The sequence below is a fragment of the Stenotrophomonas sp. AC248 genome, from assembly GCF_979258185.1.
Genome location: NZ_OZ409840.1, coordinates 439,722 through 451,502 on the forward strand (window position 1 = coordinate 439,722; position 11,781 = coordinate 451,502).

The 11,781-nt window shown below is 67.4% G+C and carries 12 protein-coding genes; 5 read left to right on the top strand and 7 right to left on the bottom strand.

Translation table 11 applies throughout. The features are described from left to right. Positions 1-2: 2 nt before the first annotated feature. The 4 genes from ACZ0AE_RS01945 to ACZ0AE_RS01960 all read right to left on the bottom strand — a co-directional run bounded on the left by ACZ0AE_RS01945 (position 3) and on the right by ACZ0AE_RS01960 (position 3,012). The gene (locus ACZ0AE_RS01945) at positions 3-518 is read right to left on the bottom strand and encodes a hypothetical protein (protein ID WP_314403170.1); all 516 of its coding nucleotides are present in this window, start codon (positions 516-518) and stop codon (positions 3-5) included. Positions 519-555: 37 nt separating this feature from the next. Then, positions 556-1,074 (bottom strand): hypothetical protein, encoded by a 519-nt coding sequence (locus ACZ0AE_RS01950; RefSeq protein WP_448132891.1) that lies wholly within the window; start codon positions 1,072-1,074, stop codon positions 556-558. Positions 1,075-1,142: 68 nt separating this feature from the next. After that, a complete protein-coding gene (locus ACZ0AE_RS01955) occupies positions 1,143-2,006 on the bottom strand; it encodes a DUF2145 domain-containing protein (protein ID WP_081797277.1) in 864 nt (287 codons plus the stop codon). Between the two features lie 37 nt (positions 2,007-2,043). Then, positions 2,044-3,012: a mitochondrial fission ELM1 family protein gene (locus ACZ0AE_RS01960; protein WP_137191225.1), complete on the bottom strand. Its 969-nt coding sequence runs from the start codon at positions 3,010-3,012 to the stop codon at positions 2,044-2,046. A gap of 130 nt (positions 3,013-3,142) precedes the next feature. On the opposite strand from ACZ0AE_RS01960, the gene ACZ0AE_RS01965 reads away from it, so the two are divergent. The 3 genes from ACZ0AE_RS01965 (at position 3,143) to ACZ0AE_RS01975 (ending at position 5,643) form a co-directional block, all read left to right on the top strand. Continuing rightward, the gene (locus ACZ0AE_RS01965; protein ID WP_038690839.1) at positions 3,143-3,733 is read left to right on the top strand and encodes a malonic semialdehyde reductase; all 591 of its coding nucleotides are present in this window, start codon (positions 3,143-3,145) and stop codon (positions 3,731-3,733) included. An 89-nt stretch (positions 3,734-3,822) separates the two neighbouring features. Then, entirely contained in the window at positions 3,823-4,533 is a 711-nt protein-coding gene (locus ACZ0AE_RS01970) for a YceI family protein (protein WP_463600256.1), read from the top strand. Between the two features lie 306 nt (positions 4,534-4,839). Next, positions 4,840-5,643 carry a hypothetical protein gene (locus ACZ0AE_RS01975; RefSeq protein ID WP_463600257.1) on the top strand — a complete coding sequence of 268 codons (804 nt, stop codon included), beginning with the start codon at positions 4,840-4,842 and terminating at the stop codon, positions 5,641-5,643. 222 nt (positions 5,644-5,865) lie between these two features. On the opposite strand, the gene ACZ0AE_RS01980 is transcribed toward ACZ0AE_RS01975, so the two are convergent. Then, positions 5,866-6,303 carry a hypothetical protein gene (locus tag ACZ0AE_RS01980; RefSeq protein ID WP_051598912.1) on the bottom strand — a complete coding sequence of 146 codons (438 nt, stop codon included), beginning with the start codon at positions 6,301-6,303 and terminating at the stop codon, positions 5,866-5,868. A 353-nt stretch (positions 6,304-6,656) separates the two neighbouring features. Between ACZ0AE_RS01980 and ACZ0AE_RS01985 the strand changes: the two genes are divergently transcribed. Continuing rightward, positions 6,657-7,136 (top strand): hypothetical protein, encoded by a 480-nt coding sequence (locus ACZ0AE_RS01985; protein ID WP_185753389.1) that lies wholly within the window; start codon positions 6,657-6,659, stop codon positions 7,134-7,136. An 80-nt stretch (positions 7,137-7,216) separates the two neighbouring features. On the opposite strand, the gene ACZ0AE_RS01990 is transcribed toward ACZ0AE_RS01985, so the two are convergent. Together ACZ0AE_RS01990 and ACZ0AE_RS01995 are read right to left on the bottom strand one after the other, a co-directional pair. Continuing rightward, complete coding sequence (locus tag ACZ0AE_RS01990) at positions 7,217-8,014, bottom strand: siderophore-interacting protein (protein WP_463600258.1); 798 nt, start codon at positions 8,012-8,014, stop codon at positions 7,217-7,219. Between the two features lie 102 nt (positions 8,015-8,116). Beyond that, positions 8,117-8,620: a PadR family transcriptional regulator gene (locus ACZ0AE_RS01995; protein ID WP_354285675.1), complete on the bottom strand. Its 504-nt coding sequence runs from the start codon at positions 8,618-8,620 to the stop codon at positions 8,117-8,119. Positions 8,621-9,079: 459 nt separating this feature from the next. Here ACZ0AE_RS01995 and aceE point away from each other — a divergent pair, with 459 nt between their 5' ends. Continuing rightward, positions 9,080-11,767 carry a pyruvate dehydrogenase (acetyl-transferring), homodimeric type gene (gene aceE / locus ACZ0AE_RS02000; RefSeq protein WP_159495571.1) on the top strand — a complete coding sequence of 896 codons (2,688 nt, stop codon included), beginning with the start codon at positions 9,080-9,082 and terminating at the stop codon, positions 11,765-11,767. Positions 11,768-11,781: the final 14 nt, after the last annotated feature.

The window sequence follows — 11,781 nt, forward strand, 5'->3', positions numbered from 1 at the left end:
ATCTAGAAGCGTTCGCTCATGCTGGTGGCCGCCGCGGTGGTCGTCGGCAGGAACGCCAGCGCCGCGCCGTTGGCGTTGGCAACGGTCCAGCCGGCACCGGCCGGGGTCGGTTTGAAGTCCAGCACGTCGCCCACCTTCACGCCGGCGGCGGGGTTGTCGGCACGGGCCGGCCATTCCACCACCGCCAGGTCCTGCGGCGCCTCCGGGTTGCGCAGGTCCACCCGGTAGCCGCCATCGGGCTGCTGGGCCACGCGTTCCACGGTGAGCGGCGGCAGCGGGCCGGCCTTCTTCGCGGCGGCCCGGGCCGCCCGGTTGTGCGGCATCGAGGCGTCGTGCAGCTCACTGACCCCCAGCGCGCTCAACCACACCGGCGCGGTGATCACCGCCAGGCTCACCACCGAGGTGGCCAGCACGCTGCTGGTCACCGGCGAGGCGCGGCTCAGGTCCTGCGCCGACGCGGGCAGGCCGGTGGCCAGCAGCGCCACCGCCAGCAAAGAGAGTGCAACCGTTCGTTTCATGCCGCCATTCCTCAGGTGAACAACCCGCGCACTGCGCTTACCAGCGCGCACTCGGCTGCGCCGCGTCGGGGTCGGTAGGCAGGAACGCCAGCGTGGTGCCCTGCGCGTTGGCCACGTTCCAGCCGGCGCCGCCCTCGGTGGGGGTGAAGGCCAGCACGTCGCCCACGGCCACGGCGGTTACCGGGCTGTCGGCCTGGTTCGGCCACTGCAGCACGGCCAGGTCTTCGGGCGCCTGCGGGTTCTGCAGGGCCAGCTGGATGCCGCCATCGGCGGTGTGCTCCACTTTTTCCACGGTCAGCGGCGGCAACGGCTGGGCCTTGCGCGCCTTGGCAGCGCGGCTGCGCCGGGCCGAACCGTCGCTGGCCTTGCTCACCCCGGCCGAGACCATCCAGATCGGCGCGGTGATCACGACCACGCTCACGATCGAGGTCACGATGACGCTGCTGGCCACCGGGTGCTTGTTACCGGTCAACATCTGCGCCGAGGCGGGCAGGCTGGTGGCGCACAGCGCAACGGCCAGCAGCGGCGAAACGGCAAGGCGGGCAATCCGTGTCATCAGCGTTTCCCTGGGGGCATCCCTGTAAGGCCGGCAGTATGCCTGCAATCGTGCTGCCCGCAGCTGACTCACGGCTTGGGCGCGGTGATGCCGTCCACCGCCACGTGCGCGATCGGCAGTTCCATCTGCAGCGCCTTCTGCTGCTGCACGAAGTCGAACACCGACTCCACCGTCACCACCGAATAGTTGCCCGAGATGCGCTCGCTGGCCGGGTGGTCGGTGACCGCCGCATTGGGCACGAAGAAGCGCGCGCCCAAGCGCTTGGCTACGCCGATGTGCAGCGTGCTGGGCCGGTAGCGGTGCTGCTTCAGCCAGTCCTGCACCTGGGTGCGGTTGACGATGAGCGTGCCGTCTTCGTTCTGCGCCAATGCAGCCGCCAGCACTTCCAGAATCCATTGGTTGGAGTTCTGGTATTCGGTACTGAACGGGTAGGCCACCACGCTGTAGCGCGCCTCGTGCAGCGCGCGCGCCTGGATGGCCGGCTGGGTCAGCATCGTCTTCAACGTCGCGCGCAGCGCCGGCGTGGGCACGCCGATGCGCAGGTCGGTATGCGCGGACGTTTCACCAATGAAGGTGGCCACGCCTTCGCGGAACAGGTGCGACTGCGCCGTCTTGCACGGATTGAGCAGGTGCACCGCGCGCCACTGGCCGTCGTCTTCGCGCAGCAGGAACGCCACGTGGCTGTGGCGCAACCCGTACTTGCTCAGGTCCTGGCCGCCGCGTGCCACCAGCACCACGTCCACGCCCTCCAGCGCATCCAACGCGTCGGTGGTGGCCAGCGCCACATCGAACATCGACGCCAGCGCCGCCGGCGTGGGATAGCGTTCAACGCACTGCGGTTCGGCCTGGGCGATGGCGGCGGTGCCAAGCAACAGCCCGCACAGCACCGCCTGGCGCAGGCGCGTGATCATCGCAGGACGGCGGTCTTCCATGAGGCGTGTTCTCCCACGGCACGGTGCCGCCGGCGCATCATACCGGCAGCAGGCGCGCCTGTACTTCGGCGGCAATGCGCGTGGTTTCGCGCAGCGGCGTGATGCGCCCGTCGGTGTGCCAGTCCAGCCAGCGCGGTTGCAACCGCCCGCGTTCGCGCAGCGCCTGTTGGAACTGCGCCAGCCGCGCCTGCGCCTGGTCGGCCAGGGCCACCGCCACCGGCATGCGCGTGGCGCACGCCTCGGACAGCAGGTTCACCGAATCGGGCGACACCACCACGCGGTTGGCCCAGCCCAGCAGCCCCGCATACGGATTGACGCCGTCGCCGCCGTCGCCCCAGATCACATGCGGAACATCGGCGAAGGCACTGCGCAGCGCGCCCACCAGCGCCGGCGGCGTGCGCCGCGACGTGGTGGCCAGCAGGCTGCCGCCTTCGGCACGCAGCTGCGCGGCCAACTGCTGGAACACCTGCACCATGTGCGGCTCGTGCCACGGCGCGTGCGGGGTAGGGCCACCCACCAGCAGTGCGGTGCGTGGGCCGGGCAACGCGCCGAAGGCAGCGAACGCGGCGCGCCCGCAGGCCAGCCAGTCATCGTTGACCGGGTTCAGGCTGCCCAGCAGGGTCAGGACGTTGCTGCCGCGCAGGCGGTCGTGTTCGGGCACCACCAGCAGGTCCCAGTGCCGCGCGCTGATCCGCGGGTCCAGGATCTGCACCACCTTGGTGCCGCCCCGGCGCAGTTCGCGCAGCGCCCCGGCCGCCTGGCGGCCACAGCCAATGGCCAGCTGCGGGTGCGCGGCAGCCAGCTGCTGGAAGGCCGGGCCGAAGCCGCGTGCCGCGCCCGGAAGCCAGCGTGGCGCCAGCCAGCGCCACGGCGCGCGCGGGCTCAGCACCAGCGGTTGATGCGCCCCCAGTTTCAGTGCCGACGCCAGCGCCACCGCCTGCCGCACATTGCCGGCACGGCCGTCAGTGATCGTCCAGGGCGGACTCCATCGTTTCACGTATGGCATTAATTCGTTTCAGTCAGGCTGGGTGTTGCAACTGTCACGACACTCTACACTGCCAGCCTTCGCCCCTCCCACGGTCACCCCGACCGACCGGCAGGCGACGCCAAGGTTTTCCCCCTTTTCTGGAGGCTCCATGTCCCACGTGCTCAACGATGCTGCGCTTGACCAGCTGTTCCGTACCGCCCGCACCCAGAACGCCTTCCTCGACACGCCCGTCGACGACAGCCAGCTGCAGGCCCTGTACGAACTGCTGAAGTGGGGCCCCACCGCGGCCAACGGCAGCCCGGCGCGCTTTGTGTTCGTGAAGAGCCCGGAAGCCAAGGCCAAGCTCGCCCCGGCGCTGTCTGAAGGCAACCACGACAAGACCCTGGCCGCGCCGGTCACGGTGATCGTCGCCTTCGACGAAGACTTCCACGAAAAGCTGCCCTACCTGTTCCCGCACACCGACGCCAAGGCGTGGTTCGACGGCCCGCGTGAAGCCCGTACCGAAGGCGCATTCCGCAACGGCAGCCTGCAGGGCGCCTACCTGATCCTGGCCGCCCGCGCGCTGGGTCTGGATGCCGGCCCGATGTCCGGCTTCGACAATGCCAAGGTCGACGAAGCCTTCTTCAAGGGCACCGCGATCAAGTCGAATTTCCTGGTCAACTTGGGGTACGGTGATTCTTCGGGCCTGTTCCCGCGGCTGCCCCGCCTGAGCTTCGACGAAGCAGCGCGCATCGCATAAGCGTTTCCGCCAGACCCCGGCCCGTCTGAGCGGACGGGCTGTTTGTCTCACCTTTGTACTTTTCCCTTCGCATTCGAGAGAGACCTGACATGACCATGACCCGCAAACTGCTGTTGCCGCTGGCCCTCACCCTGGCCATCGCCGCCTGCTCCAAGCCGGCCGACGAAGCCGCTGCCCCGGCCGCCGACGCTGCGCCGGCCGCTGCCGCCACCACCCCGGCTGCCGACACCGCTGCTGCTACCCCGGCCGCCCCGGCTGCTGAAGCCATCCAGATCGCCTCGGGCACCTACAAGCTCGACCCGACCCACACCGACGTGCTGGCGCAGTGGAGCCACTTCGGCTTCTCGCACCCGACCGCCCACTTCGGCGCGGCCGAAGGCACCCTGGTGTATGACGCGGCCGACGTGACCAAGTCCACCGTGGAAGTGAAGCTGCCGCTGACCGGCCTCAACAGCTTCACCGCCAAGTTCGACGAGCACCTGAAGAGCGCCGACTTCTTCGACGCCGCCAAGTTCCCGGCTGCTTCGTTCAAGAGCACCAAGGTGGAAGCCAACGGCACCAACAAGCTCACCGTGACCGGCGACCTGACCATCAAGGACATCACCAAGCCGGTGACCCTGGATGTGACGATCAACGGCGGTGGCGAGCATCCGATGGCCAAGGTGCCGGCCGCCGGCTTCGACGCCACCACCACCATCAAGCGCAGCGATTTCGGCGTGGGCGCGTATGCCCCGAACGTCAGCGATGAAGTGAACATCCGCATCACCACCGAAGCCACCGGCGAAAAGCCGGCTGCTTGATCGGTTGCTGATGTAGAACTGCAGAAAGCCCGCCGAAAGGCGGGCTTTCTGTTTGGGTGGGGGGCGTGGTCCCGCAGTTGTTTGCGCGGCCCAACCCGGGTAGAGCCGACCGTTGGTCGGCTGCCGTTGCATGACATCGATGGGCCCATTGCCGCGACAGCCGACCAACGGTCGGCTCTACCCTGGGCCCATTGCCGCGACAGCCGACCAACGGTCGGCTCTACCCCGGTCGTGTCGCAATGCCCCCGGCGGGGCTGATCCGCATCGCCTACACTCCCCCGCTTCACGCGCAAAGGGAGCACACCCGTGCAAGACGCACAATTCTGGATGATGGAATTCTGGACCGGCCTGAGCCTGCTCGACCTGATCGGCGGCAGCCTCATCGGCACGCTGGTCGGTCTGGGCCTGGGTATCGCCACCTGGCTGGCCATGCATCGCCGCCGCTGGTTCGCCCGCCGCAACCGCTGGCACCATTACACCCTGGCCACCTACGTGGTGCTGCTGCCGCTGCTGTTCGCCTTCACCGGCCTGCAGCTGGGCTTTGCCGCCGGCGCGCAGCGCGCGCTGTACAAACAGATCGACCATTTCCAGCCGCACCTGCAGACCCTGGTGGCCAGCTGGATGGTGGATTTCGAACAGTCGCTCGACGATCCCGCCCTCGCCACGTTGATGCGCAGCGACGCCACCGTGCACGACGCCACCCGCCAGGTGGTGGACGCCTACCTGGCCGAACACCCGTTGCCGGGCGCAAGCTACCTGCAGGGCGAAGGCACGCTCACGCGCTGGACCCGCCGCGGGGTCGAACACGTGCGCAGCGCGCTGATGTCGCAATGGGTGGAAGACAGCGTGTCCAAGGAAGTAGCCGGCTACAGCGGCGTGGACAAGAAGGTCTTCCGCGAAGCGCTGGGCATGCGCATGAACGAGTTGCTGCACACCAAAGGCGTCATCCGCCTGCTCAAGGCGCAGCTCACCAGCATGATGCCCGGCATCTATTTCGGCCTGCTGCTGCCGCTGTTGATCATCCTGGCGCTGGTGCTGATCGAGGCCGGCCTGGCCAAGCGCTATGGCTGGCGCCGCGTGGCAGCGTCACCACCCTCGGCAACTACGTAAGCAGACTGGCGCCAACCACGGAATCCGACTGTCGCCAACCACGTAACCGGACTGTCGCCAACCACGTAACCGGACTGTCGCCCACCACGTAACCGGACTGCCACCCACCACGTAACCGGACTGTCGCCAACCACGTAACCGGTAGTGCCGGCCGCTGGCCGGCTCCCCAGCCAACCGGCATCACCAGGAGCCGGCCAGCGGCCGGCACTACCGCGGCGCCCTTCAGCCCGCCTCTACCGCCGTGACCACCTTGCCCAGCCAGGCCGTGGCAAAGTCGGTGGGCAGCCGGCGCGCCGGCGCGGTCAAGCCGCCGTCGCGCAGGAAGGCGTGCGTGGCCTGGGCGAAATTCTGCCGGGCAATCAGCGCAGCCTGCTTCACCGTGGCCTGCTGCTTGCGCAGCTGCACGATCTGCAGGCTCGGCTTACCGGGCGCGGCAAACTTCTGATAGCGGCGCAGCTCATCGGCCACCAGGCCGATATCCGCGTTGGCCTGCACCAGCGCCGCCTGCGCCAGGGCCAGCGGCACCAACGCCGCCCGCAGCGGGGCCACGTTGCCGCCCACCGACGGCGCCAGCGCGGTCAGCGCGGCATCCAGGGCGGGGTCGGCGCGCTCGGCGCGGGCGATCAGGTCGGCCAGCGCCGAATAAGAAACTGCTTGCATGGAAAAGCACCGGCCCAAAACGCGATTGTCGCATTCGCAGCCGGTGCCCGTCGCGGGCGCATTCCAGTCGAGGACCCTCCGGTGCCCTCCGCCGGGTTGCCATCGCCGTGCAGGCGCAGCCGCGGGCGCCGCGCCGCCCCTTGAACGGCCCCCGGCGGCTGACTGGACAGGCGGTTGTGTATTGCCGGCCGCTGGGCCACTCTCGCCCGGTGCCTGGTCCTGGCCAACAGGGGCATTGCCACGATGAACAACACGGATGAAGGCCGCAATCGTTGGTTGGAACTCGTCCAGCGAGGGCACATTCGGCAACATTTCCCAGCGACAGTTCCTGGCCGACGCGGGGTACTACTACTATGAAAAGTACGGTGGCGACTAAGTGTTTCGGCGCATTCTGGCTGCCACTAGCCCGCCTTTTGCTGGGGATGGGGGCAGTTGTTGGGCTGTCCAGTTGCAACTACCTCAGCTGCGGCGAGTACTACAAGTTTGTGAATGACAAGGGCGATGCCGCCGAGGTAGTTGCGTGGGCGGACAGCCAGATACTCGGTCGCAACTCGGCCACATTCAAAGTGACCAGCGGGCTATTGGTGGGGCCTGGCGAAAAGCGCGTAGTGGGGCTGCAACAGCCTCCAGGCGGGCTGGCGGGTAGCGAGGTGCGCATTCTGCACGAGCGCCAAGACGGTGTGTCGGCCATCTTCGTCGGCAGGCGCACCCTCAAGGGGCTGCTTGTTACCCGCGGCGCGATGCCCGGCGCCCTACAGGGTATCCCGCTGTCAGGCGCTTCCATTTACGAACGTGGCGGGCGAACGGCCGTCATGTGCTTCCACCAGCGATAGTATCCGGGGCAACGGCCACCAGGCGCTGCCCAGGCGTTCTCCGCTGACCTTGCCTGCGTCAGAAGCCGCCCCGGCCTGGCTCAATCCCCGTCGTGCTCGTCGGCGTGGGCCTTCCAGTAGCCGGTCGAGCGGATCCAGTCCTTGGGCACGCCCAGGTGGCCTTCGATGTACTTGCGCATCATCCGCGCCCGGCGCGACTCGGTGGCGATCCAGTAGAACGTATCGCCGTCGGGCTCCTCGAAATCGGTCAGCACGTCTTCCAGCAGCGTGCTGCTGGCCGCATCGAAGCCGTTGCGCTCCAGCCACGACACCCGGATGCGGTCATCGTCCGGCAGTTCCTGGCGGTCGCCCGACTCGGGAATCTCGATATACACATCGGCGTGCGCGCCTTCCGGCAGCGTCTCCAGCCAGCGGCCAATCGCCGGCAGTGCGGTTTCGTCGCCAATCAGCACGTAGGTGTCGTAGTCCGGTGCGGTCATGTGCGACCCGCGCGGGCCGCCCACCGCGATCGCGTCGCCCGGCTGCGCGTTGGCGGCCCAGCTCGACGCCACGCCGTGCCCATGCATGACGAAATCCAGCGCCAGCTCACCGGCCTCCAGGTCCCACCAGCGCGGCGTGTAGTCACGGGCGGGCGAGGGCTGCTGGCCTTCCGGGTAGCGCGGGCCTTCCGGGGTCATCGTGGGCACCACGAATTGCCCCTCGGCATTGGGGAAGAACAGCTTCACGTGGTCGTCGGGCGAGGGCGAATCGAAGCCCTCCAGCGCCGGCCCGCCCACGATCACCCGGCGCATGCACGGGCTGATCTCTTCGGTGCGCAGCACCTGCAGCGGGCGGAACTTCACGGTATGACGCAGCAGTTTGTTTTCATGCACAGCCATGGGGAACACCTGTAATCAAATGCGCCGCAGCGCGGCGTAGGGGGAAGACCTGGCTGGCCGGGGCTGGCTGGGTCGAATACGTGGAAGGGGGCAACGGCATGCTCAGCGTCCTTGCCCGCGGATATGGGCGGCGGCATCACGCAGGGCCTGCGCCACGCTGCTGGCGTTGGTGTCGTTCCAGCGGCCGTGGCACAGGCCCAACGCGGTTTTGAGCTCGCGCAGGGCATCGCGCACGCTGGGCGGCAGGTTGGCCTTGGTGATCGTGCGGGCGCTGTCGCGCACCCGGCGCAGCGCCGCGTCCACCTCTTCGCGCTGCGCGGCCAGCTCGGCCGCCCCCAGCGCGCTCAGCTGGTAGCGCTTGCGCCCGCCGTCCTCGATGGCGCCCACCCAGCCGGCCGCCTCGAACTGCGCCAGCACCGGGTAGATCGAGCCCGCGCTGGGCGTGTACACCCGCACGAACATGTCGCTGATCAGCTGGATCAACTCGTAGCCGTGGCGCGGCTGCTCGCCCAGCAGCGCCAGCATCAGCAGGCGCAGGTCGCCGCGGCTGAGCGGGCGTGCGGTCAGCGGGCGGGCAGGGCGGTCGAGGTCACGCGGAGCAGTCATTTCGATATATCGAATGCGATGGCGGAACGATATATCGATATCCCGCCCGCCGCCAGCAACGGCGCGCGCACGGCAGGCATGCGTTCAGGTGCATCCCCGCTGCGACGGTGCGTGCCCGTGGTGGAACAATTCGCCCCCTCGCCGGCACCCGTTGGCCCTGCCCGCAGCGCGCACAACCGCCGCACTTGGCAGCGCCAACCGCCCGCAGCGCCCGCGCCAGCTGCATCGGCTTGTCCAGCGCTGTCCTTCTGACCTGCCGGCGTCATCGCGCCCGCCCATGCTTAACACGCGCGTGGAACCGTAGCAGCGGGCCAAAACCGTGGCCCAAGCTGTCCCCAAGGACACCGCCCCATCGTCCATACGCACCCGTAGCGAAGTAAGCAAACCCTAGGGTGCGCTACACTTTGCGGCTAGAAATCTAAAACAGTCGCGCGCGTGCGTGCGGTCATGGGAGCGCAAATGAACTGGTTGAACGAGGTGCTGAACAACGACCCGAATCCTGTGGAAACCCAGGAATGGATCGAGTCGCTGAAGGCCGTAATTGATGTCGAGGGCCCCGAGCGCGCGCATCAACTGTTGGAAGGCATGGTTGAACTCACCCGTCGTTCGGGCGCGTACCTGCCGTTCTCTCCCACCACCGAATACGTGAACACCATCGCGCCGACCCTGGAGGCCAAGAGCCCGGGCAACGCCGAACTGGAATGGCGCATTCGTTCCATCATCCGCTGGAACGCGATGGCCACCGTGGTGCGCGCCAACCGCAAGCCCGGCGACCTGGGCGGCCACATCGCCAGCTTCGCCTCCGGCGCCACGCTGTATGACGTGGGCTTCAACCACTTCTGGCGCGCCCCCAGCGACAACCACCCCGGCGACCTGCTCTTCATCCAGGGCCACAGCGCCCCGGGTATCTATGCGCGTTCCTTCCTGGAAGGCCGCATCGACGAAGCCCAGCTGGACAAGTTCCGCATGGAAGTGGACGGCGGTGGCCTCTCCAGCTACCCGCACCCGTGGCTGATGCCCGATTACTGGCAGACCCCCACCGTGTCGATGGGCCTGGGCCCGCTGGCCGCCATCTACCAGGCGCAGTTCCTGCGTTACCTGGAAAACCGTGGCCTGATCGAGAAGTCCGACCGCAAGGTGTGGTGCTTCATCGGCGACGGCGAGAGCGACGAGCCGGAAACCCTGGGCGCCATCGCGCTGGCCGGCCGCGAAGGCCTGGACAACCTGATCTTCGTGGTCAACTGCAACCTGCAGCGCCTCGACGGCCCGGTGCGTGGCAACGGCAAGATCATCCAGGAACTGGAAGGCGTCTTCCGTGGCGGCGGCTGGAATGTCATCAAGCTGCTGTGGGGCGGTTACTGGGATGCCCTGCTGGCCAAGGACACCAATGGCGTCCTGCGCAAGCTGATGATGGAAACCGTCGACGGCGAATACCAGAACTGCAAGGCCTTCGGTGGCGCGTATACCCGCGAGCATTTCTTCGGCAAGTACCCGGAGACCGCCGCGATGGTGGCCGGCCTGTCCGACGACGATATCTGGCGCCTCAACCGTGGCGGCCACGATCCGCACAAGGTGTATGCCGCGTACCACGAAGCCGTGAATACCAAGGGCATGCCCACCGTGATCCTGGCCAAGACGGTCAAGGGCTACGGCATGGGCAGCGCGGGTGAAGCACTGAACCCGACCCACCAGACCAAGAAGCTGGACGACGACGCCGTTCGCCACTTCCGCGACCGCTTCAACATCCCGGTGACCGACGCCCAGCTGGCCGACGGCCAGGTGCCGTTCTACCACCCGGGCCCGGATTCGCCGGAAGTGAAGTACCTGCAGGAACGCCGCGCCGCCTTGGGTGGTTACCTGCCGCAGCGCCGTCGCAAGGCCGAAAAGAGCTTCGTGGCCCCCAAGCTGGAAAGCTACGAGCGCCTGCTCAAGAGCAGCGGCGAGCGCAGCTACTCCACCACCATGGCCTTCGTGCAGAGCCTCAACATCACCCTGCGCGACAAGGAACTGGGCCCGCACATCGTGCCGATCGTGGCCGACGAAGCCCGTACCTTCGGCATGGAAGGCCTGTTCCGCCAGATCGGCATCTACGCGCCGTTCGGCCAGAAGTACAAGCCGGTTGATGCCGACCAGCTCATGTTCTACCGCGAAGACCAGAGCGGCCAGGTGCTGCAGCAGGGCATCAGCGAGCCGGGCGCCATCGCCTCGTGGATGGCGGCCGGTACCAGCTACTCGGTCAGCAACGTGCCGATGCTGCCGTTCTACATCTACTACAGCATGTTCGGCTTCCAGCGCGTGGGCGATCTTGCCTGGCAGGCCGCCGACATGCGCACCCGTGGCTTCCTGCTGGGCGGCACCGCCGGCCGCACCACGCTGAACGGTGAAGGCCTGCAGCACGAAGATGGCTTCAGCCACATCGTGGCCGGTGGCATCCCCAACGTGCGCAGCTATGACCCGACCTTCGGCTTCGAAGTGACGGTGATCCTGCAGCACGGCACCAAGGCCATGATGGAAGATCAGATTGATGAGTACTACTACATCACCCTGATGAACGAAAACTACACCCACCCGGAAATGCCGGAAGGCGCGGCCGACGGCATCGTCAAGGGCATGTACCTGCTCACCGACGCCGGCAAGCCAAAGAAGGGCGAACTGCGCGTGCAGCTGCTGGGTTCGGGCACCATCCTGCGCGAAGCCATTGCCGCGGCCGAGCTGCTGGACAAGGACTTCGGCGTGACCGCCGACATCTGGAGCTGCCCGAGCTTCAACGAACTGCGCCGCGACGGCTTCGACGTGGAGCGCTACAACCGCTTCCACCCGGAAGGCGAGCAGCGCAAGGCGTTCGTGACCGAGCTGCTGGAAGGCCGCCAGGGCCCGGCCATTGCCGCCACCGACTACGTGCGTGCGTACGCGGACCAGATCCGCTCGTTCGTGCCGATGTCGTACACGGTGCTGGGTACGGATGGCTTCGGTCGTTCGGATACGCGTGCCAACCTGCGTCGCTTCTTCGAGGTTGACCGGTACTACATCGCGCACGCCGCGATTGCGGCGCTGGCGAAGGAAGGGAAGATGACGGCTAAGGATGTGGCAAGGGCGATCAAGCAGTACAAGATTGATCCTGAGAAGGCTAATCCTGTCGGGGTTTGATAGCTAATGTAGTG